The sequence below is a fragment of the Streptomyces sp. AB3(2024) genome (assembly GCF_041862025.1).
GTDB lineage: Bacteria > Actinomycetota > Actinomycetes > Streptomycetales > Streptomycetaceae > Streptomyces.
Genome location: NZ_JBGWAB010000034.1, coordinates 39,439 through 62,455 on the forward strand (window position 1 = coordinate 39,439; position 23,017 = coordinate 62,455).

The 23,017-nt window shown below is 71.1% G+C and carries 20 protein-coding genes and 1 tRNA gene; 10 read left to right on the forward strand and 11 right to left on the reverse strand.

The features are described from left to right. The first annotated feature begins 99 nt into the window (after positions 1-99). Genes ACEPPI_RS16390 through ACEPPI_RS16405 form a run of 4 tightly spaced genes read left to right on the forward strand, consistent with a single transcriptional unit; the run spans position 100 to position 4,702 of the window. On the forward strand, positions 100-1,029 hold the full coding sequence (locus tag ACEPPI_RS16390) for a branched-chain amino acid ABC transporter permease (protein WP_030237322.1): 930 nt from the start codon (positions 100-102) through the stop codon (positions 1,027-1,029). Between the two features lie 5 nt (positions 1,030-1,034). Then, positions 1,035-2,852 (forward strand): branched-chain amino acid ABC transporter permease, encoded by a 1,818-nt coding sequence (locus ACEPPI_RS16395; RefSeq protein WP_373915957.1) that lies wholly within the window; start codon positions 1,035-1,037, stop codon positions 2,850-2,852. A gap of 3 nt (positions 2,853-2,855) precedes the next feature. Further along, positions 2,856-3,989, forward strand: coding sequence for an ABC transporter ATP-binding protein (locus ACEPPI_RS16400; RefSeq protein ID WP_373915958.1), 1,134 nt, complete (start codon positions 2,856-2,858; stop codon positions 3,987-3,989). Continuing rightward, positions 3,986-4,702: an ABC transporter ATP-binding protein gene (locus tag ACEPPI_RS16405; RefSeq protein WP_030237330.1), complete on the forward strand. Its 717-nt coding sequence runs from the start codon at positions 3,986-3,988 to the stop codon at positions 4,700-4,702. Before ACEPPI_RS16400 ends, ACEPPI_RS16405 begins: the two co-directional genes overlap by 4 nt. Before the next feature lie 75 nt (positions 4,703-4,777). Here the strand turns inward: ACEPPI_RS16405 and ACEPPI_RS16410 are convergent, their stop codons facing one another. Further along, entirely contained in the window at positions 4,778-5,431 is a 654-nt protein-coding gene (locus ACEPPI_RS16410) for an ANTAR domain-containing response regulator (RefSeq protein WP_030237332.1), read from the reverse strand. Between the two features lie 92 nt (positions 5,432-5,523). Here ACEPPI_RS16410 and ACEPPI_RS16415 point away from each other — a divergent pair. From ACEPPI_RS16415 to ACEPPI_RS16425, 3 genes are all read left to right on the forward strand, one after another. Beyond that, a tRNA-Leu gene (locus ACEPPI_RS16415) sits at positions 5,524-5,606 on the forward strand. 85 nt (positions 5,607-5,691) lie between these two features. Then, positions 5,692-6,480 (forward strand): helix-turn-helix domain-containing protein, encoded by a 789-nt coding sequence (locus ACEPPI_RS16420; RefSeq protein WP_373915959.1) that lies wholly within the window; start codon positions 5,692-5,694, stop codon positions 6,478-6,480. 46 nt (positions 6,481-6,526) lie between these two features. Next, on the forward strand, positions 6,527-6,778 hold the full coding sequence (locus ACEPPI_RS16425) for an EF-hand domain-containing protein (RefSeq protein ID WP_030237337.1): 252 nt from the start codon (positions 6,527-6,529) through the stop codon (positions 6,776-6,778). Between the two features lie 16 nt (positions 6,779-6,794). Here the strand turns inward: ACEPPI_RS16425 and ACEPPI_RS16430 are convergent, their stop codons facing one another. From ACEPPI_RS16430 to ACEPPI_RS16440, 3 genes are all read right to left on the reverse strand, one after another. Next, positions 6,795-7,280 carry a hypothetical protein gene (locus tag ACEPPI_RS16430; RefSeq protein ID WP_373915960.1) on the reverse strand — a complete coding sequence of 162 codons (486 nt, stop codon included), beginning with the start codon at positions 7,278-7,280 and terminating at the stop codon, positions 6,795-6,797. Positions 7,281-7,417: 137 nt separating this feature from the next. Next, positions 7,418-8,845, reverse strand: a complete 1,428-nt coding sequence (gene pyk / locus ACEPPI_RS16435; protein ID WP_373915961.1) for a pyruvate kinase — start codon at positions 8,843-8,845, stop codon at positions 7,418-7,420. A gap of 192 nt (positions 8,846-9,037) precedes the next feature. Next, the gene (locus tag ACEPPI_RS16440; RefSeq protein ID WP_280914711.1) at positions 9,038-9,742 is read right to left on the reverse strand and encodes an SIMPL domain-containing protein; all 705 of its coding nucleotides are present in this window, start codon (positions 9,740-9,742) and stop codon (positions 9,038-9,040) included. A gap of 128 nt (positions 9,743-9,870) precedes the next feature. On the opposite strand from ACEPPI_RS16440, the gene ACEPPI_RS16445 reads away from it, so the two are divergent. Beyond that, positions 9,871-11,682: a bifunctional UDP-sugar hydrolase/5'-nucleotidase gene (locus ACEPPI_RS16445; protein WP_373915972.1), complete on the forward strand. Its 1,812-nt coding sequence runs from the start codon at positions 9,871-9,873 to the stop codon at positions 11,680-11,682. Positions 11,683-11,788: 106 nt separating this feature from the next. Here ACEPPI_RS16445 and ACEPPI_RS16450 read toward each other — a convergent pair whose 3' ends face one another. Together ACEPPI_RS16450 and ACEPPI_RS16455 are read right to left on the reverse strand one after the other, a co-directional pair. After that, positions 11,789-13,198 (reverse strand): lysine N(6)-hydroxylase/L-ornithine N(5)-oxygenase family protein, encoded by a 1,410-nt coding sequence (locus tag ACEPPI_RS16450; RefSeq protein ID WP_373915962.1) that lies wholly within the window; start codon positions 13,196-13,198, stop codon positions 11,789-11,791. Then, on the reverse strand, positions 13,195-14,586 hold the full coding sequence (locus tag ACEPPI_RS16455) for an aspartate aminotransferase family protein (RefSeq protein WP_373915963.1): 1,392 nt from the start codon (positions 14,584-14,586) through the stop codon (positions 13,195-13,197). Before ACEPPI_RS16455 ends, ACEPPI_RS16450 begins: the two co-directional genes overlap by 4 nt. A 951-nt stretch (positions 14,587-15,537) precedes the next feature. Between ACEPPI_RS16455 and ACEPPI_RS16460 the strand changes: the two genes are divergently transcribed. Then, positions 15,538-16,173: a hypothetical protein gene (locus tag ACEPPI_RS16460; RefSeq protein ID WP_373915964.1), complete on the forward strand. Its 636-nt coding sequence runs from the start codon at positions 15,538-15,540 to the stop codon at positions 16,171-16,173. Here ACEPPI_RS16460 and pepN read toward each other — a convergent pair whose 3' ends face one another. From pepN to ACEPPI_RS16485, 5 genes are all read right to left on the reverse strand, one after another. Then, positions 16,174-18,684: an aminopeptidase N gene (gene pepN, locus ACEPPI_RS16465; RefSeq protein WP_373915965.1), complete on the reverse strand. Its 2,511-nt coding sequence runs from the start codon at positions 18,682-18,684 to the stop codon at positions 16,174-16,176. An 87-nt stretch (positions 18,685-18,771) separates the two neighbouring features. Further along, on the reverse strand, positions 18,772-19,095 hold the full coding sequence (locus ACEPPI_RS16470) for a chorismate mutase (RefSeq protein WP_030242160.1): 324 nt from the start codon (positions 19,093-19,095) through the stop codon (positions 18,772-18,774). 65 nt (positions 19,096-19,160) lie between these two features. Further along, positions 19,161-20,315: a sensor histidine kinase gene (locus ACEPPI_RS16475; RefSeq protein ID WP_373915966.1), complete on the reverse strand. Its 1,155-nt coding sequence runs from the start codon at positions 20,313-20,315 to the stop codon at positions 19,161-19,163. A 184-nt stretch (positions 20,316-20,499) separates the two neighbouring features. Continuing rightward, positions 20,500-21,156: a response regulator gene (locus ACEPPI_RS16480; protein WP_373915967.1), complete on the reverse strand. Its 657-nt coding sequence runs from the start codon at positions 21,154-21,156 to the stop codon at positions 20,500-20,502. Positions 21,157-21,400: 244 nt separating this feature from the next. Beyond that, a complete protein-coding gene (locus ACEPPI_RS16485) occupies positions 21,401-22,219 on the reverse strand; it encodes a trypsin-like serine protease (protein ID WP_373915968.1) in 819 nt (272 codons plus the stop codon). An 87-nt stretch (positions 22,220-22,306) separates the two neighbouring features. On the opposite strand from ACEPPI_RS16485, the gene ACEPPI_RS16490 reads away from it, so the two are divergent. Next, positions 22,307-23,017 (forward strand): hypothetical protein (locus tag ACEPPI_RS16490; RefSeq protein ID WP_373915969.1); only part of this gene is annotated, 711 nt, incomplete at its 3' end.

Sequence of the window (23,017 nt, forward strand, 5' to 3'; positions counted from 1 at the left end):
TAGCTCGCTAGCCCCTCACCCCTCATCTTTGCCGCGCGGGGCGCGCACCATTGCGCCCCGCGCGGTGTCACATCCGTCGAAAGACTCGGAGGACCTGCGGTGCACGAACTGCCGCAACAGCTGGTCAACGGCCTGCTACTGGGATCCATGTACGGGCTCGTCGCCATCGGCTACACGATGGTCTATGGCATTGTCCAGCTCATCAACTTCGCCCACGGCGAGATCTTCATGACCGGTGGGTTCGGAGCCCTCACGGTCTGGCTGATGCTCCCCGGCGGCACCACCATGTGGGTGGCCCTGCCCCTCATGCTCATAGGCGCCATCATCGTCGCCACCCTCATAGCCGTGGGCGCGGAACGCTTCGCCTACCGCCCCCTCCGCAGCGCACCCCGCCTCGCGCCACTCATCACCGCCATCGGACTCTCCATCGTCCTCCAGCAGGCGGTATGGGCCTGGTACCCCGACGCGAAGTCCTCCGTCGTCTTCCCCGAAATCCCCGGCGGCCCCTTCCACATCGGCAGCATCACCATCCAGACCGGTGACGTCTTCCTCCTTCTCGCCGCCCCCGTCTCCATGGCCTTCCTCGGCTTCTTCGTCAAGAAGACCCGCACCGGCCGCGGCATGCAGGCGACCGCCCAGGACCCCGACACCGCGAAGCTCATGGGCATCAACACCGACCGCATCATCACGGTCGCCTTCGCCCTCGGCGCCACCTTCGCCGCCGTCGGAGCCGTCGCCTACGGCCTCAAGTACGGCGAAGTCAACTACCGCATGGGCTTCATCCTCGGCCTCAAGGCCTTCACCGCCGCCGTCCTCGGCGGCATCGGGAACATCTACGGCGCCATGATCGGCGGCATCGTCCTCGGCCTCGCCGAGACGCTCACCACCGCCTACATCGCCGACGTCCCCGGCATGAGCCAGCTCGGCGGCCAGTCCTGGGGCAACACCTGGGCGTTCGTACTCCTCATCCTCGTGCTCCTCTTCCGACCCCAGGGTCTGCTGGGCGAGCGCGTGGCCGACAGGGCGTGAGAACCATGACGACTACCACCACGGACACCACGCAGCAGACCGCGGAGACCGGCCGCAAGGGAATCGCCTTCCCCGAGAAGACCGCCCGCGCCCTCGCCACCGCCGGCGGCGCCCTCACCGTCATCTCCTGCTTCCTCGCCTGGACCTGGACCTCCGCCTTCCCCGGCGACCTCACCGTCTACGGATACCCCGGCGGCCTCCAGTGGCTCGTCCTCGTCGGCGGCGCCCTCACCACCCTCTTCGGCCTCTCCTCCTACGGCGTCAAGGGCCTCCGCTGGCTCACCCCCGCCGGAGCCGACGCCGCGATCAAGCTCTCCGCCCTCGGCACCCTGCTCACCATGGCCTACACCGCCTGGGCGATCAGCAACACCCTCGGCGGCCTCGTCAACCTCGAACCCGGCGCGTTCGTCGCCCTCGTCACCGCGCTCGCCGCCTACCTCGGCGCCCGCTCCCTCCCCTTCGAGCGCCCCGCCACCGACCCGGCGGACCCCGAAGACTCCTGGTGGGAGCAGACCAAGCACAACATCGGCAACAGCTGGGCCGTCACCAAGGCCGCCCACGCCGGCGGCACCGCCAAGCCGGCCCGCCCCCTCCCGGCCTACGCCGAAATCCTCATCATCACCGCCGTCCTCGCCGTCGGCCTCGGCGTCTTCACCTACGGCGTCACCACCCCGTACCAGGAACTCTTCATCGGCTTCCTGATCGCCGCCGGCTTCGGCTTCACCGCCCTCAACAAGGCCGGCCTGGTGGCCCGCTTCACCGCGCTCACCACCAAGCACCGCAACGTCGCCCTCGTCGGCGCCTTCGTCGCGGCCGCCGCCTTCCCCCTCACCCAGACCGACGACCAGTACGCGACCCTCGGCGTCAACATCCTCATCTTCGCCACCGTCGCCCTCGGCCTGAACATCGTCGTCGGCCTCACCGGCCTCCTCGACCTCGGCTACGTCGCCTTCCTCGGTGTCGGCGCCTACACCGCGGCCCTGGTCTCCGGCTCCCCCAACTCCCCCTTCGGAGTGCACTTCCCCTTCTGGGCCGCGATCCTCCTCGGTGCGGTCGCCTCCATGGTCTTCGGCGTCCTCATCGGCGCCCCGACCCTGCGCCTGCGCGGCGACTACCTCGCCATCGTCACCCTGGGCTTCGGAGAGATCTTCCGGATCTCCATGAACAACCTCGACGGCGTCTCCGGTCCCGACCTCACCAACGGCCCCAACGGCATCGCCGGCATCCCCAACGTCGACCTCTTCGGCTTCGACTTCGGCGCCAGCCACAGCATCGCCGGATTCACCGTCGGCCGCTTCGCCAACTACTTCCTGCTGATGCTCCTGGTCACCCTCATCGTGATCATGGTCTTCCGCCGCAGCGCCGAATCCCGCATCGGCCGCGCCTGGGTCGCCATCCGCGAAGACGAGACCGCCGCCGAAGCCATGGGCATCAACGGCTTCCGCGTCAAGCTCATCGCCTTCGCCCTCGGCGCCACCCTCGCCGGCCTCGCCGGAGCCGTACAGGCCCACGTGAACTACACCGTCACCCCGGACCAGTACGTCTTCGCCAACGCCGTCCCCCCGAACTCCGCCTTCCTCCTCGCGGCGGTCGTCCTCGGCGGCATGGGCACCATCTCCGGCCCCCTCGTCGGCGGCGCCCTCCTCTTCATGATCCCCAACAAGCTCCAGTTCCTGGGCGAGTACCAGCTCCTCGTCTTCGGCATCGCGCTCGTCGTCCTGATGCGTCTGCGCCCCGAAGGCCTCATCCCCAACCGGCGCAACCAGCTCGAACTCCACAAGGACCTCGAAGCGCCCACAGTCCTCGGCAAGACAGGGGCCTGATCCATGACCACCACCACGACCGAGACGACCACCGAGACGGTCCTCGACGCCCGCGGCGTCACGATGCGCTTCGGCGGCCTCACCGCCGTCAAGAACGTCGACCTGACCGTCCGCAGCGGCGAGATCGTCGGCCTCATCGGCCCCAACGGCGCCGGCAAGACCACCTTCTTCAACTGCCTCACCGGCCTCTACATCCCCACCGAGGGCGAAGTCCGGTACAAGGGCACGGTCCTGCCCCCCAAGTCCTACAAGGTCACCGCCGCCGGCATCGCGCGCACCTTCCAGAACATCCGTCTCTTCAACAACATGACGGTCCTGGAGAACGTCCTCGTCGGACGCCACACCCGCACCAAGGAAGGCCTCTGGTCCGCCCTCCTGCGCCTGCCCAGCTTCGGCCGCGCCGAAGAGGCCAGCCGCCAGCGGGCCATGGAACTCCTGGAGTTCATCGGCCTCGACCACAAGGCCGACCACCTCGCCCGCAACCTCCCCTACGGCGAGCAGCGCAAGCTGGAGATCGCCCGCGCCCTCGCCAGCGACCCCGGCCTCATCCTCCTGGACGAGCCCACCGCCGGCATGAACCCGCAGGAGACCCGGGCGGCCGAAGAGCTCATCTTCGCCATCCGGGACAAGGGCATCGCCGTCCTCGTCATCGAGCACGACATGCGCTTCATCTTCAACCTCTGCGACCGCGTCGCCTGCCTCGTCCAGGGCCAGAAGCTCATCGAAGGCACCGCCACCGAGGTCCAGAGCGACGAGCGCGTCATCGCCGCCTACCTCGGCGAGCCCTTCGAAGGCGCCCCCGGCGCCGAGGAGGCCGCGGAGGTCGAAGCGGCGGAGGCCAGCGCCGCCGAGGCGGCGGAGCCGGTGGCCCCGGAGGCCGAGGCCGAGGCTGAGGAGCCGGAGGCCGAGGCCGCGGAGCCCGTGGCCGACGCTGCGGAGCCGGAGCCGGAGGCGGCGGAGGCCGAAGCCGAGGCCGCCGAGCCGGAGGCAGCGGCCGCCGAGGCCGACGCCACCACCGCCGAGGCCACCGAGCCCGAGGCCGCGGAAGCGGACGCCACGGAGGCCGAGACCCCGGCCCCCGCGACCGAAGCCGCGCAGCACAACCGCACCACCAGCACGGACGGAGAAGCCAAGTGACCGCCCTCCTTGAGGTCGAAGACCTCCGCGTCGCCTACGGCAAGATCGAGGCCGTCAAGGGCATCTCCTTCACCGTCCAGCAAGGCGAGATCGTCACCCTCATCGGGACGAACGGCGCCGGCAAGACCACCACCCTGCGCACCCTCTCCGGCCTGATCAAACCGCGCGGCGGCCAGATCAAGTTCGAGGGCAAGTCCCTCAAGAAGGTCCAGGCGCACGACATCGTCGCCCTCGGGCTCGCCCACTCCCCCGAGGGGCGGCACATCTTCCCGCGCATGACGATCGAGGACAACCTCCTCCTCGGCGCGTACCTGAAGAACGACAAGGTCGGCATCCAGCAGGACATCGACCGGGCCTACGAGCTCTTCCCGATCCTGGGCGAGCGCCGCAAGCAGGCCGCCGGCACCCTCTCGGGCGGCGAGCAGCAGATGCTCGCCATGGGCCGCGCGCTCATGTGCCGCCCGAAGCTGCTCATGCTCGACGAGCCCTCCATGGGCCTCTCGCCGCTCATGATGCAGAAGATCATGGCCACGATCGCCGAACTCAAGGCGGCCGGCACCACGATCCTGCTCGTCGAGCAGAACGCCCAGGCCGCGCTGTCCCTGGCCGACCAGGGCCACGTCATGGAGATCGGCAAGATCGTCCTGTCGGGCCCCGGCCGCGAGCTCCTCGTCAACGAGGACGTCCGCAAGGCCTACCTCGGCGAGGACTAGTCCCCGCCACCCCGCTCACGCGTGAGGCCCGTCTCCCCTCGGGGGGAGACGGGCCTCACGCGTGCGTACCCGGGACTACTTCGCGGCGTTCTGCTTCTTCTCCTCGGCGTCCTCGATGACCGCCTCGGCGACCTGCTGCATCGACATGCGGCGGTCCATGGAGGTCTTCTGGATCCACCGGAAGGCGGCGGGCTCGGTCAGCCCGTACTGGGTCTGCAGGATGCTCTTCGCGCGGTCGACGAGCTTGCGGGTCTCCAGGCGGGCGGAGAGGTCGGCGACCTCCTTCTCCAGTGCCTTCAGCTCGGCGAAGCGGGAGACGGCCATCTCGATGGCCGGGACCACGTCGCTCTTGCTGAACGGCTTCACGAGGTACGCCATGGCACCGGCGTCCCGGGCCCGCTCGACGAGGTCGCGCTGCGAGAACGCGGTCAGCATCAGGACGGGCGCGATGGACTCCTCCGCGATCTTCTCGGCCGCGGAGATCCCGTCGAGGACGGGCATCTTCACGTCGAGGATCACCAGGTCGGGGCGGTGCTCGCGCGCGAGCTCGACGGCCGTCTGGCCGTCCCCGGCCTCACCGACGACGGAGTACCCCTCCTCTTCGAGCATCTCTTTCAGATCGAGACGGATGAGCGCCTCGTCCTCGGCGATGACGACCCGGGTCGTCAGCGGCGGAACGTGCGACTGGTCGGCGTCGGGCGTGGGCGTCGACTCGTGCTCGGCGGTCACGGGGGCTCCTCTTTGCGGGGCTCTGCTGCTTGTATGAGCCTACCTAGCAGCGCCGCCGCATGGTCACCCGGTACACTCCGACGAGCAGCCCTGCCGGGTTGGTGGAATGGCATACACGGATGTCTCAAACACATCTGCCCGTGAGGGCTTGCGGGTTCGAGTCCCGCACCCGGCACATGTCCGAAAAGCGGACGTTCACCTTCGCGTGAACGTTCGCTTTTTGCTACACGTAGCCACGAGTCGTGACGCACGGTTGTGCCATGGAATTCCACACGCTCGAAGTACGCCAGACGGCCCTGTCCCTCTTGCGCGGCGGCGCGAGGAACGCGGACGTGGCCCGGCAGCTCGACGTCCCGCTGGGGACCATCGGCTACTGGAAACACATGGACCGCGCAAAGCGCGGCGAGTGTCCTGGCCCCCATGAGCCGGACTGCCCCCGATGCGATGGCAGTGCTCTCGACGAGGCGGCGTACTCGTACCTCTTCGGCCTATATCTCGGCGACGGCCACATAAGTCAGTACTCTCGCCACCGCATACCCAACCTGATGATCACTTGTGCGGACTCTTGGCCAGGCCTCATGGACGACGCCGAACAGGCCGTGAGGCGCGTCTTCCCCTTCAACCAGGTGTGCCGCGTACGGAGGATCGGCTGCCACAACATCAAGGTCTACTCGAAGCACCTGCCGTGCCTGTTCCCGCAGCATGGGCCGGGCAGGAAACACGAGCGGCCAATCACCCCGGAAGGCTGGCAGCAGGAGATCGTCGACGCTCACCCATGGGCCTTCCTCCGGGGCCTGATCCACTCCGACGGGTGTCGGATCACCAACTGGACCACGCGGATGGTCGGTGGGGAGCGCAAGCGCTACGAGTATCCGCGCTACTTCTTCACCAACAAGTCGGACGACATCCGGAGGCTGTGCACCGACACCCTCACCAAGGTCGGGGTGCAGTGGACGGTGCTCGCGAGAGGCAGCGATCCTTTCAACGTCTCGATCGCCCGGAAGGAATCCGTCGCGCTCATGGACGCGCACATCGGCCCGAAGTATTGACCAGGTGCCGCCTAGGCTGGAGGCAACGACTACGAGGGGACCCGTGATGAGCGAGAAGGCCCGGACGCTGTTCGACGCGCTGGATCTGGACCACAACGGCGTGCTGACCCGCGCGGAGGTGATCTCGGCGTTGCGGAGCAAGGGGCCGACTCTGGCGGCGCGGGGGGAGTTGCCGTTCTGGGCGGTGGGGGACGCGGAGGCGTCGTCGGCGTTGTTCGACGCGGCGGACGCGAACGGGGACTCGGTGCTGACCTTCGAGGAGTTCGCGGCGGTGGTGGACCGGCGGTTCGGCTGGTGACACCCGCCGGGCGCGGCTACAGGACGTGGGGGCCGCCGAAGTCGGTGATCAGGTAGGCGGTGGTGCTGTCGCCCTTCTCGTCCAGCAGTACGGAGAACTCGGACCCGTACGGCGTCTTGAAGGTGTGCTCGGGGTAGGTCCTTGAGGCATCGAGCCGGAGCTTGAACCGGCTCATGGTTTTGGGGGTGAAGGGTGGATCGGTCGGCTTGATCGGTTCGCCGCCCACGAAGCTGGTCCCGCTCCTGGGCCAGGTTGTGACGGGCTTGGCCGGATCGGCCCCGCGGGCCACCAGGTAGGCGTCCATGCAGTTCTTCGGCACGGTGTAGCTCATCTCCACCCAGCCCGGCGGCCACCAGGCCTCGTCCGCCGCGTAACTGTGCATTTCGGCGTGGCAGTCGGGCATCTCCAGGTGCACGGCGTCCAGCACCTGCTGCCGGCTGTGGGTGGTACATCCTCCGAGGAGGGGCGCCACCGCGAGCAGGGCCAGCGGGGCCGCCCTCACGTTCCGTCGGCTCTTCCCCACATCCACCCCTTGATCGTTTTGAGCGTGTTCGAAACGTCAGGACGCAGGGGGCCGGGTGTCGGTTCCCGGGGCGGTGGCGGGATCGGCCGTCGGTGATCCCGCCGCGGTCCGGCGGGCTAGCGGACGGCGTCGCCGATGTGGTGGATGCGGACGAGGTTGGTCTTGCCGCTGACGCCGGGCGGGGAGCCGGCGGTGATCACGACGACGTCGCCGGGGACGCAGCGTCCGATGCGCAGGAGTTCTTCCTCGACCTGGGCGACCATCGCGTCGGTGGAGTCGACGTGGGGGCCGAGGAAGGTCTCGACGCCCCAGGTGAGGTTGAGCTGGGAGCGGGTGGCGGCGTCGGGGGTGAAGGCGAGGAGGGGGATGGGTGAGCGGTAGCGGGAGAGCCGGCGGACGGTGTCTCCGCTCTGGGTGAAGGCGACGAGGAATTTGGCGCCGAGGAAGTCGCCCATTTCGGCTGCGGCGCGGGCGACGGCTCCGCCTTGGGTGCGGGGCTTGTTGGTGTCGGTGAGGGGCGGGAGGCCCTTGGCGAGGATGTCCTCTTCGGCGGCCTCGACGATGCGGGCCATGGTGCGGACCGTTTCGACGGGGTACTTGCCGACGCTGGTTTCGCCGGAGAGCATCACGGCGTCGGTGCCGTCGATGACGGCGTTGGCGACGTCGGAGGCTTCGGCGCGGGTGGGGCGGGAGTTTTCGATCATCGAGTCGAGCATCTGGGTGGCGACGATGACCGGCTTGGCGTTGCGCTTGGCGAGTTTGACGGCGCGCTTCTGGACGATGGGAACCTGTTCGAGGGGCATTTCGACGCCGAGGTCGCCGCGGGCGACCATGATGCCGTCGAAGGCGGCGACGATGTCGTCGATGTTGTCGACGGCCTGGGGCTTTTCGATCTTGGCGATGACGGGGAGGCGGCGGTCCTCCTCGTCCATGACGCGGTGGACGTCCTCGATGTCGTGGCCGCTGCGGACGAAGGAGAGGGCGATGACGTCGACGCCGGTGCGCAGGGCCCAGCGGAGGTCTTCGATGTCCTTGTCGGAGAGGGCGGGGACGGAGACGGCGACGCCGGGGAGGTTGAGTCCCTTGTGGTCGGAGACCATGCCGCCTTCGATGACGCGGGTGTGGACGCGGGGGCCGTCGACGGTGGTGACTTCGAGGGTGACGCGGCCGTCGTCGACGAGGATGCGTTCGCCGGGGGTGACGTCGTTCGCGAGGCCGGGGTAGGTGGTGCCGCAGGTGTGGCGGTCGCCTTCGTGGTGTTCGACGGTGATGGTGAATTCGTCACCGCGTTCAAGGAGTACGGGTCCTTCGCGGAAGCGGCCGAGGCGGATCTTCGGGCCTTGAAGGTCGGCGAGGATGCCGACGCTGCGGCCGGTCTCGTCGGAGGCCTTGCGTACGCGCTGGTAGCGCTCCTCGTGTTCGGCGTAGGTGCCGTGGCTGAGGTTGAAGCGGGCGATGTCCATTCCGGCTTCGACCAGGGCTTTGATCTGGTCGTATGAGTCGGTGGCGGGGCCCAGGGTACATACGATTTTCGCTCGGCGCATGGGTCGAGCGTATGCCCCTACCAGACAGTAGGAAATTGGTTCCGGGTGTCTACTCAACAACCTTTGGGCAAAAGGTTGTTGACAAATGTTGAATGTGCGCGGGGGTGCTCCGATGAGCACCCCCGACGGGGCACCGGTTCGGCGTTTTGTGCGGGTTTCGGGGCGGGTCCGGAGGCGGGTCCGGGGCGGGTCTCAGAGCTGCGGCGGGGTCATCGTGAAGCGGGCGTTCACCTGGGCGTAGACGGTCTGCCGCTGGGGTTCGAGGTCGAGGGGCGGGGCTCCTCCGTCTTCGGTGCCGCCGAAGGACATGGCGCGCATCATGCCGCCGGGGGCGGCCATGGCGACGGGGGCGGCGTTCTCGGCTCCGAGGTCGGCGAGTTCGACGAGGGCGGCGAGGTCGGCGCCGAGGGCGCGGGCGTATTCGCGGGCGCGCTGGACGGCTTCGAGGACGGCCTGCCGGCGGGCTTCGCCGTGGGCGGGCGAGGTGGGGCGCAGGGCCCACCAGGGGCCGTCGACCTGGGTGAGTTCCTGGTCGGCGAGGCGGGTGGTGAGTTCGCCGAGGGTGGTGAAGTCGTTGAGTTCGGCGGTGATGTGGACGCGGCCGTGGTAGGCGCGGATGCGTTCGCCGCGGCCGTGGCGGGTGAGTTCGGGGGTGATGGAGAAGGCGCCGGTCTCGATCTTCTCGACGGGTTCGCCGTAGCTCTTGAGGAGTTCGAGGACGGTGTTGTTGCGGCGGGTGAGGTCGTCGAGGGCGGTGCGGCGGTCGGTGCCGCGGGCGCTGACGGTGATGCCGATGCGGGCGATTTCGGGGTCGACTTCGAGCCTGGCTTCGCCGCGGACGGCGACGCGCGGGGTGTCGGGGGTTCCGTAGGGCTGGTGCGTGGCGTCCTGGGTCATGGATTCACTGTCGCACTGTCATTCGTGGGGGTGTGGTCATCGGATCGAAACCTGGCGGGGGTGTTGCAGGTTGTTACCGGTGGGTCATGATCTACGCGCGTTGTTCACGCCTCACAAGGGGAGATGGCATGGCGTTCGACCGTAGGAAGTTCATGGGGGCATCGGCCGCGACCGGTGCGGCCGTCGCGTTGGCGGGGGCCACGAGCTCCCCGGCCTCCGCGCAGGAGGCGCAGGCGGACCGGCAGGCGTCGAAGGGGCCGCGGACGTACGCGTTCACGGTGATGGGGACGACGGACCTGCACGGGAACGTCTTCAACTGGGACTACTTCACGGACAAGGAGTTCGACGACAAGGCGCACAACGACGTGGGTCTGGCGAAGATCTCGACGTTGGTGAACCAGGTGCGGTCCGAGAAGGGCCGTTGCAACACGCTGATGATCGACGCGGGTGACACGATCCAGGGGACGCAGCTGTCGTACTACTACGCGAAGGTGGATCCGATCACCGCGCGTCGTGGTCCGGTGCATCCGATGGCGCAGGCGATGAACGCGATCGGGTATGACGCGGCGGCGCTGGGGAACCACGAGTTCAATTACGGGATCCCGGTGCTGCGGAAGTTCGAGGAGCAGTGTGATTTTCCGCTGCTGGGGGCGAACGCGCTGGATGCCAAGACGTTGCGGCCGGCGTTCGCGCCGTACAGCATGCACCGGTTGCGGACGCCGCACGGGCGGGACGTGAAGGTGGCGGTGCTGGGTCTGACGAATCCGGGGATCGCGATCTGGGACAAGGCGAACGTGGCGGGGAAGATGACGTTCCCTGGGCTGGAGGAGCAGGCGGCGAAGTACGTGCCGAAGCTGCGTTCGATGGGTGCGGACGTGGTGATCGTGTCGGCGCACTCGGGTTCGAGCGGTACGTCCTCGTACGGGGACCAGCTGCCGTACATCGAGAACGCGGCCGGTCTGGTGGCGGAGCAGGTGCCGGGGATCGACGCGATCCTGGTGGGTCACGCGCACACGGAGATCCCGGAGTACCGGGTGAAGAACAAGGCGACCGGCAAGGACGTGGTGTTGTCGGAGCCGTTGAAGTGGGGGCAGCGGTTGACGCTGTTCGACTTCGAGCTGGTGTGGGAGAAGGGCCGCTGGTCGGTGGCGAAGGTGTCGGCGAAGGTGCTGAACTCGAACACCGCGGTCGAGGACCCGAAGATCGTGCGGCTGCTGTCGGACGAGCACCGCAAGGTCGTGGCGTACGTGAACCAGGTGATCGGTACGTCGACGCAGGCGATGTCCTCGGCCGAGGGTCCGGTGAAGGACGTGCCGATCATCGATCTGATCAATCACGTGCAGGCGGAGACGGTGAAGGGGGCGCTGGCCGGTACGGAGTGGGCGGCGTTGCCCGTGCTGTCGCAGGCGTCGTGTTTCTCGCGGACGGCGGTGGTTCCGGCCGGGCAGGTGACGATCAAGGATGCGGCGGGGCTGTACCCGTTCGAGAACACGCTGGAGGCGCGGCTGCTGACGGGTGCGCAGTTGAAGGACTATCTGGAGTATTCGGCGCGGTACTACGTGCAGACCGCTCCGGGTGGTGTGGTGGATCCGGCGAAGATCACGAACTCGGAGAGCGTTCCGGACTACAACTACGACGCGGTGTACGGGCTGACGTACGACATCGACATCGCGCAGCCGGTGGGGTCGCGGATCGTGGGATTGTCGTTCCAGGGGAAGCCGGTGGATCCGGCGGCGCGGTTCGTGTTCGCGGTGAACAACTACCGGGCTTCGGGCGGCGGGAACTTCCCGCACGTGCCGAAGGCCCAGCAGCTGTGGGCGAACTCGGAGGAGATCCGTAACACGATCATCCAGTGGGTGAAGGCGAAGGGGACGGTGGATCCGTCGGCGTTCGCGTCGGTGGACTGGCGGCTGACGCGGGCCGGGGTGCCGGTCTTCTAGGGGCCGGTCTTCTGGGGGCCGGTCTTCTAGGGGCCCATCTTCCGGGGGCCGGTGTGCGTGACGGGGGTCGGGGTCCGTGGTGGCGGGCTCCGGCCCCCGTCCGTTGTTACGGGTGTTCGACGAGCGGGAGCAGTTCGCCGGCGGGGTGGGGGCGGGTGTGTTCGCGCTGTTCGAGGCCGAAGGTGGTGAAGGCGGTGCGGTGGGGCTGGGGGTAGGGCTCCTTGTCGGTGAGGGTGTTGAGGATGGCGGCGCTGCGCCAGGCGGCGAGGCCGAGGTCGGGGGCGCCGACGCCGTGGGTGTGGCGTTCGCCGTTCTGGACGAAGACGCTGCCGGTGACGGAGGGGTCGAGGATCATCCGGTAGCGGTCGTCGATGCGGGGGCGGCCGGAGGAGTCCTTGCGGAGGTAGGGGTCGAGTCCGGCGAGGAGGCTGGTGAGGGGGCGTTCGCGGTAGCCGGTGGCGAGGACGACGGCGTCGGTGGTGAGGCGGGAGCGGGTGCCCTGCTGGGTGTGTTCGATGTGGAGTTCGACTTTGGTGGTGGCGACGCGGCCGGCGGTGCGGACGCTGACTCCGGGGGTGAGGACGGCGTCGGGCCAGCCGCCGTGGAGGGTGCGGCGGTAGAGCTCTTCGTGGATGGCGGCGATGGTGGCGGCGTCGATGCCCTTGTGGAGTTGCCATTGGGCGGGGACGAGCTGGTCGCGGACGGGTTCGGGGAGGGCGTGGAAGTAGCGGGTGTAGTCGGGGGTGAAGTGTTCGAGGCCGAGTTTGGAGTACTCCATGGGGGCGAAGGAGGGCGTGCGGGCGAGCCAGGTGAGGCGTTCGCGGCCGTGGGGGCGGGCGCGGAGGAGGTCGAGGAAGACTTCGGCGCCCGACTGGCCTGAGCCGATGACGGTGACGTGGTCGGCGCCGAGGATGCGCCGGCGGTTGTCGAGGTAGTCGGCGGAGTGGATGACGGGGACGGTGGGGGCGTCGGCGAGGGGGCGCAGGGGTTCGGGGACGTAGGGGGCGGTGCCGATGCCGAGGACGAGGTTGCGGGTGTAGGTGCGGCCGAGGGCTTCGGCTTCTCCGTCGGTGTCGACTTGGGTGTAGTCGACTTCGAAGAGGTCGCGTTCGGGGTTCCAGCGGACGGCGTCGACGTGGTGGCCGAAGTGGAGTCCGGGGAGGCGGCCTGCGACCCAGCGGCAGTAGGCGTCGTATTCGGCGCGTTGGATGTGGAACTGCTCGGCGAAGTAGAAGGGGAAGAGCCGTTCCTTGTGCTTGAGGTAGTTGAGGAAGGTCCAGGGGCTGGTGGGGTCGGCGAGGGTGACGAGGTCGGCGAGGAAGGGGACTTGGAGGGTGGCGCCGTCGATGAGGAGGCCGGGGTGCCAGCGGAAGTCGCGGCGCTGGTCGTAGAAGGCGGTGGCGAGGGTGCCGATGCCTTGTTGGGGGAGGCCGTGGGCGAGGGCGGCGAGGGAGAGGTTGAAGGGGCCGATGCCGATTCCGACGAGGTCATGGGGGGTATCGAGCTGGGCGGTCATCGGTGGGTTCTGCCTTCCAGGAGGGCGACGAGGGTGTCCAGGTCCCTGGCCGTGGTGTGGGGGTTGAGGAGGGTGGCCTTGAGCCAGAGGCGGCCGTCGGCGGTGGCGCGGCCGAGGACGGCGGTGCCGTCCTGGAGGAGGGTGCGGCGCAGGGTGGCGAGCTGGTCGTCGTCCGTGGGGGTGGGTCGGAAGAGGACCGTGGTGAGGGTGGGGTGTGCGTGGAGTTCGAAGCCGGGGTGGGCGTCGAGGAGGTCGGCGAGCCGGTGGGCTGCTGCGCAGGTGAGGTCGATGAGGTGGGCGAGGCCGTCGCGGCCGAGTGAGCGCAGGGTGACGGCGATCTTGAAGGCGTCGGGGCGGCGGGTGGTGCGCAGGGAGCGGCCGAGGAGGTCGGGGAGGCCGGCGTCTGTGTCGTCGGTGGCGTTGAGGTAGTCGGCCTGGTGGGTGAGGGGGGCCAGGTCGGTGGTGTCGCGGACGGCGATGAGTCCGGCGGCGACGGGTTGCCAGCCGAGTTTGTGCAGGTCGAGGGTGAGGGTGCGGGCGCGGGTGAGTCCGTCGAGCCGGTGGCGGTGGCGGGGGCTGAGGGCGAGGGTGCCGCCGTAGGCGGCGTCGATGTGGAGGTCGGCGCCGTGGCGGTCGCAGAGGTCGGCGAGGGGGGTGAGGGGGTCGATGAGTCCGGCGTCGGTGGTGCCGGCGGTGGCGGTGACGAGGACGGGGCCGGGGGTGTGGGTGAGGGCTTCGGCGAGGGTGGCGGGGTCGAGGGTGCCGTTGGGGGTGGGGAGGGTGCGGGCGGGGGGCAGGCCGAGGAGCCAGGCGGCGCGGGGGACGGAGTGGTGGGCGTTGGCTCCGTGCAGGACGGTCAGGTGGGGGCCGTGGCGTTCGCGGGCGAGGAGGAGGGCGAGTTGGTTGGCTTCGGTGCCGCCGGTGGTGAGGAGGGCGTCGGCGCGGGGGGTGCCGTAGAGCTCGGTGGCGAGGGTGCGGGTGAGGTGGGCCTCGATGGCGGAGGCGGCGGGGGCCTGGTCCCAGGAGTCGAGGGAGGGGTTGAGGACGCTCGCGGCGAGGTCGGCTACGGCGGCGACGGCGAGCGGGGGGCAGTGCAGGTGGGCGGCGCACAGGGGGTCGGCGGGGTCGGCGGCGCCGGCGGTGAGGGTGTGGACGAGGGTGCGCAGTGCTTCGTCGTCGCCGGTGCCGTGGGTGGGGAGTACGTCGCCCAGCGCGGCGGCGACGCGGGCGGCGACGGCTTCGGGGCCGCCGGCGGGGAGGGGGCCGCCGCGTTCCTTCGTGCCGGTGGTGAGGGCGGTGAGGGCGGTGTCGAGGAGGGGTCGCAGCGCGTCGGCGGCGTGGCGGCCGCCCGCGAGTGGAGGCGTCGGCGCGGGCTTGGGCACGGTCATGGGGCCTCCGGGGGCTGGGCGGGGCGTGGCGCTGCGTGGCCGAGGCTGGGCGGGACACCCGGCCGGTACAACGATCAGACCCGAATGGGGTAACCGCCGGGGTGTGTCGGGGGGTCGATTTCCGGCCGCCGTCGCTGTCTTCGGGGCCGGGGCGGGGGCGGGCCGGGGGGCGGGTTCCGGTCCTGGGCAGGCTTCGGGGGCCGGAGGTGATCCGGGTGGGCGGCGCGGCCCCGGCCCGGTCGGGCGGCCGCGGGATGCGGGGGCGGCCGGGTGGGCGGCGGGGGCCGGGCGGGGCGGATCCTGGGCGACCGTGGGGTGGCGCCGGTGCCGTTGGACCGGCTGATGCCGGGAGCGGGTACGGGTACGGCCGCGTTCTGGGAGGTGTCGGTGAATCCGGGGGACGGAGCTGAGCAGTCGTTCCTTCCCGATGTCGGACTCGTCGGACGTGGTGCGCAGGACGCGGATCGTGGATCCGCAGCCGCCGCAGGCCAATTTCGCGGTCGGGGTGCGGCCGGTGTGCGTGAAGGTGAACGACTGGTCGGTGGTGGGTGTGGAGGTGCCGGTTTCGGCGGGTGGCGCCGCGGAGGCGGTGGTGCGGTGTCCGAAGGGGCGGCTGGTGGTGGGCGGGGGTTTCCGGTTCCCTGCGTCCAACGAGTCGGGGGCGCTGGAGGCCCCGCAGCGGTTCTTCGGGGACGGCTGGCTGTACGCCTCGGCGGACGCTCCGGTGGCGGCGGGCGTGCCGTCGGGGCGGACGGTGAAGGACTGGCACGTCACGGGGGTCAACCAGCAGCGGGCGGGGGACCTGTACCGGGATTCGGTGTGGATCGAGCACAGTGACCGGGAGACGTTGACGGGCAACGGGTACTTCGAGGCGCGGGCGCACGGCGCGGACGACCAGGAGCTGCGGACGTCGGCGGTGCCGGCGGGGCAGCCGCTGCTGGCGGGCGTGGTGTGCGGGTCGATCCCGGGGGCGCCGACCTCGCCGTCGAAGGGGGCCTCGGCTCCGGTGGTCGTACGGCCGGACCTGCCGTCGGCGGCGGTGGTGCCGCCCGGGCCGACGGCGGTCACGGTCTCGCCGGGGGCGTCCCCCGGCGTCTCCCCCGGGGTGTCCCCGAGCGCGTCCGCGAGTGCGGGCACCCCGTCGGCTCCCGGCCGCTCCCCCGGGCCGTCGCCGTCCTCCCGTACGTCCGGAGCCCCGAACGGGCCGGGGGGGGTTCCTCCGGCACGGGCGTCCCGGGGACACCGGGCCGTACGTCCTCCGGTCCCCCGGCGCAGCCGCAGCCGCCGGTGGTGTCGATCCAGCGGCCGGGTGCGGGCGGGCAGGTGCGGCGCGGCTGTGAGGAGGTGTTCGCGGGGACGGCGCGGACGCGGCCGGGGGACCGGCCGCTGACCGATCCGCGGTACGCGGACTGGCGGCTGACGGGGCCGGACGGGCCGGTGGTGCTGGGGGCGGGCCCGTCGGGCGGCTTCGTGGTGCCGTTGCTGCCCGACGGGACGTATCCGCTGACGTTCACCGCCACCGATCCGGACAGTGGCCTGACGGCCACGGCCCGGGTGTCGGTGCGGGTGGTGGGCTGTCTGCGCTGATCAGGCTCCGCGCACGCGCAGGGCGCGGGCGAGGTCGTCGAGCCGGTCGACGAGCTGGCGGCGCAGCAGGGGCAGGATGGCGGGGTCTTCCAGGCAGGTGCGGCCGGTCTGGAGGTTGGCCTGGTCGACGGCGTGGGCGGGGAAGGCCCAGCGGCCGGCGGCCTGGCCGATGGCGGGTCCGCGGCGGGCGGCGAGGGCGACGGCGTCGGGGTAGAAGCGGGGGACGTACTCGCGTACGAGGTCGGCCTGTTCGGGTTGCCAGAAGCCCTGGGCGGTGGCGGTGAAGAGGTAGTTGGACAGGGTGTCGTCGTGGAAGAGGCGCTGCCAGGCGGCGGCCTTGGCCTCGGGGGTGGGCAGGGCGGCGCGGCAGCGGGCGGCGCCTTCCTGGCCGGTGGCGCTGGGGTCGGCGGCGAGGGCGGCGTCGACGGCGGCTTCGTCGACGGCTCCGAGGACGGCGAGGCGGGCGAGGATGCTCCAGCGCAGTTCGGGGTCGAGGGCGGGGCCGCCGGCGATGGTGCCGTCGGCGAGCCAGGCGGCGATGGTGTCGGGCTGGGTGGCGCAGGAGATGAGGGCGCGTACGGCGGCGAGGCGCAGGCCGGGGTTGGTGCCGTCCTCGGTGCGGCGCAGGAGGTCGCGGGCGATGGAGCCGAGGGTGGCGAGGGCGGCGGCGCGCCGGTCGGGGTCGGTGTACTGGTCGGCGACGTGCGTGCGGGCGAAGGTGAGGACGCCCTGGACGACGGCGAGGTCGGTTTCCTCGGGGAGGTGGGCCTCGGCGGTGGCGAGGTAGGCCTCGGGTTCGAGTTCGCCGTCGCGGACCATGTCGCGCAGGGCTCCCCAGACGACGGTGCGGGTGAGGGGGTCGGGGATGCGGGAGAGGCCGCGCAGGGCGGTTTCGAGGGAGGTGTCGTCGAGGCGGACCTTGGCGAAGGTGAGGTCGCCGTCGTTGAGGACGAGCAGGGCGGGGCGGGGGCCGCTGACGGAGAGGATCTCGTCGGAGGGGACGTCGAGGTCGAGGAGCTCGGCGCGTTCCAGGAGGCCGTCGGGGGCGAGGGTGTAGGTGCCGGCGGTGATGCGGTGGGGGCGGCTGCCGTCGCGGTCGACGGTGAGGGTCCAGCCGCCGGGTCCCTCGCCGGTGCCGACGTCCTCGATGTGGGGGGCGAGGGTGTCGACGCCGGTGGTGCGCAGCCAGATCTCGGCCCAGGCGTGGACGTCGCGGTCGGTGTGGGCGGCGAGGGAGTCCACGAAGTCGGCGAGGGAGGCGTTGGCGAACTTGTGGCGGGCGAAGTGGGTGTTGATGCCGGCCAGGAAGTCCTTCTCGCCGAGCCAGGCGACGAGCTGGCGCAGGGCGGAGGCGCCCTTGGCGTAGGAGATGCCGTCGAAGTTCAGGAGGGCGGAGGCGGTGTCGGGGACGTCGTCGGGGCCGGGGGCGACGGGGTGGGTGGAGGGGCGCTGGTCGGCGTCGTAGCCCCAGGCCTTGCGGGTGACGCCGAATTCGGTCCAGGTGTCGGTGAAGCGGGTGGCTTCGGTGAGGGTCTGGTAGCCCATGTATTCGGCGAAGGACTCGTTGAGCCAGATGTCGTCGAACCAGGCGAGGGTGACGAGGTCGCCGAACCACATGTGGGCCATCTCGTGGGCGATGACCATGGCACGGGTCTGGCGTTCGGTGTCGGTGACGGCGGAACGGAAGACGAACTCGTCGCGGAAGGTGACGAGGCCGGGGTTCTCCATGGCGCCCGCGTTGAACTCGGGGACGAAGGCCTGGTCGTAGGAGTCGAACGGGTAGGGCTCGGCGAACTTCTCGTGGTAGCGGTCGAAGCAGGCGGTGGTGACGGAGAGGATCTCGACGGCGTCGGCGTCGAGGAAGGGCGCGAGGGAGCGCCGGCAGTGGAGGCCGAAGGGGAGGCCGGCGTGTTCGGTGGTGATGCTGTGCCAGGGGCCGGCGGCGATGGCGGCGAGGTAGGTGGAGATGACGGGGGTGGGGGCGGAGGTCCAGGTGCCGGCGCCGTCGCGGTCGCCGGTGCGGGTGGTGATGCCGTTGGCGAGGACGCTCCAGTGGGCGGGGGCGGTGACGGTGAACTCGAAGACGGCCTTGAGGTCGGGCTGGTCGAAGGCGGCGAAGACGCGCTGGACGTCGTCCATGAACATCTGGGAGTAGACGTAAGTCTCCCCGTCCGCGGGGTCGGTGAAGCGGTGCAGGCCCTCGCCGGTGCGGGAGTAGCGCATGCGGGCGTCGACGCGCAGCTCGTGGGGGCCTTCGGTGAGGCCGGTGAGCGGGAGGCGGTCGTCGTCGAGGGTGGCCGGGTCGAGGGGGTGGCCGTCGAGCGTGGCGGAGCGCAGTTCGTCGGGCTTCAGTTCCACGAAGGTGTCACCACTGGTGCGGGCGGTGAACCTGATGAGGGTGGTGGAGTCGAAGTTCTCGTCGCCGGTGGTGAGATCGAGGGTGACGGCGTAGTGGTGGACGTCGAGGAGCTGGGCTCGGAGCTGCGCTTCGTTGCGCGTCAGTGCGGACATGGGGCCCATGCTGCCTGACGGTCGTGGCGCGGCCCAGGGGCCGGGCGGTGCCCCCGCCGCCGAAGGCAGCGGGGGCGGGGGCTCCGCTTACTGGTCCTCGCCGGCGGCGATCGTCTCGTGGTGGCGGATGACCTCGGCGATGATGAAGTTGAGGAGCTTCTCGGCGAAGGCCGGGTCGAGCTTGGCGTTCTCGGCGAGCTGGCGCAGGCGGGCGATCTGGCTGGCCTCGCGGCCCGGGTCGGCCGGGGGCAGCTGGTGCTTGGCCTTGAGGTGGCCGACCTGCTGGGTGCACTTGAAGCGCTCGGCGAGCATGTGGACCACGGCCGCGTCGATGTTGTCGATGCTGTCGCGCAGTCGGGACAGTTCGGCGGTGACGTTCTCGTCGACCTCGTCGATGTCGCTGTTGTTCATGGTTCCCGAGAATACGTGGCGGGGGCGGCCGGTACCGTGTCCGGTCGGTCAGTGAGACGGGGGCCTCACAGGGGCAGGACGGCGGTGACGAGCCAGCCGCCTTCGGGGGCGGGACCGGCGGTGAGGGAGCCGCCGAGGGCTTCGGCGCGTTCGGCCATCCCGGCGAGGCCGTAGCCGCCGCCGCGGGCCTTGTCGGAGAGCCGGGCGGGGCGGCCGCCGTCGTCGGCGACGCGTACTTCGAGGCCGGTGGGCACGGTGCGCAGGCCGATGCGGACGGCGGTGGCGGTGGCGGCGTGCTTGGAGACGTTGGTGAGGGCTTCGAGGACGATGCGGTGGGCGGTGGCGGCGACGTGGTCGGGGAGGCGGTCGTCGAGGCCCTCCTCGATGGAGAGGACGACGGGCGGGCCGGTGGCGGAGAACCGTTCGGCGAGCCGGCGCAGGTCGGCGAGGCCGGCGACGGGGGTGATGCCGGCGGGGGCGGCGGCGGCGTCTTCCCGGCGCAGGATCGTGACGAGGCGGCGCATGGAGCCGAGTGCCTCGTCGCCGGCGGTTTCGATGCGGCCGAAGATCTCGGCGGCGTGTTCGGCGGTGACCTTGGTGAAGCGGGCGGCGCGGGCCTCGACGACGATGCCGGTGACGTGGTGGGCGACGAGGTCGTGGAGCTCGCGGGCGAGCTCCAGGCGTTCGGCGGTGCGTACGGCGCGCAGCTCGCGCACTCGCTGGACGGCCTGGAGGCGCAGCAGGAGGGAGTAGGCGCCGACGACGACGGCGAGGACGGAGAAGAGCAGGGTGAAGCGGCCGGGGTCGGTGTCGCGGACGGGTACGGCCATGCAGCCGAGGCCGAGGAGGGGGCCGAGGACGGCGGCGGTGCGGGCGGGGGCGCGGAGCAGGACCTGGGACAGGAGGACGAGCAGGGCGATGGCCTCGCCGGCGCCCCAGACCACGTCGGGCGGGTTGCCGAAGATCAGGAGGAGGGTGGCGGTCCAGGTGGTGGCGGCGGCGAACCAGGCGCGGGCGAGGAGGGGGAGGCCGGGCCAGGGGGCGGCGCTGAGGCAGACGAGGACGCCGGAGATCCAGACGGTGGCGTGCGGGAAGCCGGGCTGTCGGGCGAGGACGAGGCTCTCGATGATGACGAGGCCGAGGAGGAGTACGGGGAGCAGGATCCGGATCCGGTCGGCGGCACGGGGGTGCCGTCGCGACCACGCCGCGAGCGGGCTCACGGGGCGGCGCCGGTCGCCGGGCGCGGGGCCGTACGGAGGCCGGTCACCCGGCGTCGGCCCGTGAGGGCGCGGAGCGCCCGGCACTCGCCCGTGCGGGGGCCGGGTGCGGGCGCCGGGGGCGGGGGGACCGTCGCCCGGTGCGGGTGCGCAAGGGGGCCGGGGCAGGGGCGCGGGTGGGGTGGGGTCACCTGGGGCCGGCGGCGAGGCCGCTCTCCCAGGCCCAGGCGGCGATCTCGACGCGGTTGCGGGCGTCGAGCTTGGCCTGGACGTTGGCGAGGTGGGTCTTGACGGTGGACAGGGACACGTACAGTTCGGCGGCGATCTCGGCGTTGGTCAGCCCGCGGGCGAGGCAGCGTACGACCTCGCGTTCGCGTTCGGTGAGGGGTTCGGCGGGGCGGCGGGCGGCTCGGGCGGCGGCGGTGCGCGGGGCCATCTCGCGCAGCAGCCGCACGGTGATCGCCGGGGAGACGAGGGCGTCGCCGACGGCCGCCGCCCGGACGGCTTCAACCAGCATGGCCGGGCTCGCGTCCTTCAGGAGGAAGCCGGAGGCGCCGCCGTGGAGCGCGGCGTGGACGTACTCGTCGAGGTCGAAGGTGGTGACGATGACGATGCGCGGGCCATCGCTGCCGGAGAGGCGGCGGGTGACTTCGAGTCCGTCGAGCCGGGGCATGCGGATGTCGAGGAGGAGGACGTCGGGCCGGTGCTCGGCGACGGCGGCGAGGGCGGCCTCTCCGTCGACGACGTCGGCGAGGACCTCGATGTCCGGCTGGCTTTCGAGGATCATCCGGAAGCCGGTCCTGACCATCTCCTGGTCGTCCGCGATGACCACGCTGATCGTCATGCGCTGCCTTCCCCGCTGTCGCCCGCTGCCGCCGGTGGGTCCTTCCCGTCGGACCGGGGCGGGTGTCGGCCCGCGACCGCGGGGCGGGCCGTCGGGAGGGTGTCACGGGGTGGGGGCGGGGGTGGGCCGGGCGCGCGACGGCTCTGCCGGCATTACGCACGTTCGGGCCAGCGTGCCTCGCCCTTCCGGCCCCGTCGGGGGCGGCCGGAAGGGCGGGGCGCGGGAGCAGGGGCCGGGGCCGGTGCTACAGGCCGGCCGCGGCGGCCTTGATGTCGGCGGCGAAGGTGGAGACCTCGGTGTAGACGCCGGGGTAGCCGGCGCGGGCGCAGCCCTCGCCCCAGCTGACGATGCCGACCTGGATCCAGGCGTTCGTGTCGTCGCGGCGGAACATCGGGCCGCCGGAGTCGCCCTGGCAGGTGTCGGTGCCGCCCTGGGCGAAGCCGGCGCAGATCTCCTCGCCGGGGGTGAGGTCGGCGCCGTAGGAGCTCTGGCAGGAGGCGTCGGAGACGAAGGGGACCTGGGCCTTGAGCAGGTAGCGCTGCTGGCCGCCGCCTTCTCGGGCGGCGCCCCAGCCGGCGACGGTGAAGGTGCCGTTGTCGTAGGCCTTGGTCTCGGCGATCTTGAGGGTGGGCTGGTTGATGGGCTTGGCGAGCTTGATCAGGGCCCAGTCGCGGCCCTTGCCGTTGTAGCCGGGGGCCTGGAGGACCTTGGTGGACTTGACCTTGACGGCACTGGAGCTGTTGAGGTCGACGACACCACCGGTGGCGGTGATGGAGGTGTTGTTGCCGGAGCCGTCGACGCAGTGGGCGGCGGTCAGCACGATCTGCTGGGTGTAGAGGGCGCCGCCGCAGCCCATGGAGAGGCGGACCATGAAGGGGAACTCGCCCTGGGCGGCGCGGGTTCCGCCGACGACGGGGGCTGGGGCGGCGCTGGCGCCGGTGGGCTGGAGGCTGACGGCCGCGAGGGCCACGGCGCCGGCGGCGAGGGTGCGCTTGAGGACTCTTGCGAGAGTGGCCACGGTCAACACACTGCCTTTCGTGGGGGGTTGGGCTGTGCGCGCCATCGGATTCATGACACGTCCATGACACTCCCGTGCCATCGCGGGGTTCAAGAAGGCCTTTTCGGACAGCTTCCGGCCCGGGGGGGCGGCATGACGGACGACGGACGACGGACCAGCCCGGTCGAGCACGGATTTCCGCACCTGGAGACGGTCCGCGCGGCGATCGGCGCGCTCTTTCGCGCGCTGACCGCCGACGGGGTCCGCGCCTACGCCACGAGCCTGGATCCCGCCGAGGCGGCCTTCGGTCCCGAGGAGGACCTGCACCTGGGGGCGCACCGGGTGGCGTCCGCCGTGGTGCGCGCGCTGCGGCTGCCCGACGCGCGGATGGTGGTCGCCTTCCGGCCGATGCGGGACGCGGCCACCGTGGAGCTCGCGGCGGGCCCCGAGTACTTCGTGGAGGTCAACGACCGCTTCCGCGTCCACCGCCGCGACCTGGCGGCCGCCTTGGCCCACGAGGTCGCGCACGTACTGCTGCACCGCCTCGGCCTGGGCTTCCCCGCCACCGCCGACGACGAGGTCCTCACCGACACGGCCGCGGCCTTCCTCGGGGCCGGCTGGCTGCTGCTGGACGCCTACCGCGAGGACGCCCTGACCCACCAGAAGCTCGGCTACCTCACACCGGAGGAGTTCGGCTACGTCCTCGCCCGCCGCGCCCGCCTCTTCGGGGAGGACCCCTCCCCCTGGTTCACCAGCCCCCGGGCCTACGAGGCCTACGCACGCGGGCGCGCGCTCGCCGACCGGGAGTGGCGCCGGGCGCCCCTGGCCGGCGCGGGCCGGGCGCAGCGAGATCGGAAGAGCGTC

Excerpts from the sequence above, each read along its gene's own strand:
- ACEPPI_RS16395 (WP_373915957.1), top strand. The coding sequence starts at position 1,035 with ATGACGACTACCACCACGGACACCACGCAGCAGACCGCGGAGACCGGC.
- ACEPPI_RS16400 (WP_373915958.1), top strand. The coding sequence starts at position 2,856 with ATGACCACCACCACGACCGAGACGACCACCGAGACGGTCCTCGACGCC.
- ACEPPI_RS16420 (WP_373915959.1), top strand. The coding sequence starts at position 5,692 with ATGGAATTCCACACGCTCGAAGTACGCCAGACGGCCCTGTCCCTCTTG.
- ACEPPI_RS16425 (WP_030237337.1), top strand. The coding sequence starts at position 6,527 with ATGAGCGAGAAGGCCCGGACGCTGTTCGACGCGCTGGATCTGGACCAC.
- pyk (WP_373915961.1), bottom strand. The coding sequence starts at position 8,845 with ATGCGCCGAGCGAAAATCGTATGTACCCTGGGCCCCGCCACCGACTCA.
- ACEPPI_RS16440 (WP_280914711.1), bottom strand. The coding sequence starts at position 9,742 with ATGACCCAGGACGCCACGCACCAGCCCTACGGAACCCCCGACACCCCG.
- ACEPPI_RS16445 (WP_373915972.1), top strand. The coding sequence starts at position 9,871 with ATGGCGTTCGACCGTAGGAAGTTCATGGGGGCATCGGCCGCGACCGGT.
- ACEPPI_RS16450 (WP_373915962.1), bottom strand. The coding sequence starts at position 13,198 with ATGACCGCCCAGCTCGATACCCCCCATGACCTCGTCGGAATCGGCATC.
- ACEPPI_RS16455 (WP_373915963.1), bottom strand. The coding sequence starts at position 14,586 with ATGACCGTGCCCAAGCCCGCGCCGACGCCTCCACTCGCGGGCGGCCGC.
- pepN (WP_373915965.1), bottom strand. The coding sequence starts at position 18,684 with ATGTCCGCACTGACGCGCAACGAAGCGCAGCTCCGAGCCCAGCTCCTC.
- ACEPPI_RS16470 (WP_030242160.1), bottom strand. The coding sequence starts at position 19,095 with ATGAACAACAGCGACATCGACGAGGTCGACGAGAACGTCACCGCCGAA.
- ACEPPI_RS16480 (WP_373915967.1), bottom strand. The coding sequence starts at position 21,156 with ATGACGATCAGCGTGGTCATCGCGGACGACCAGGAGATGGTCAGGACC.
- ACEPPI_RS16485 (WP_373915968.1), bottom strand. The coding sequence starts at position 22,219 with ATGGCGCGCACAGCCCAACCCCCCACGAAAGGCAGTGTGTTGACCGTG.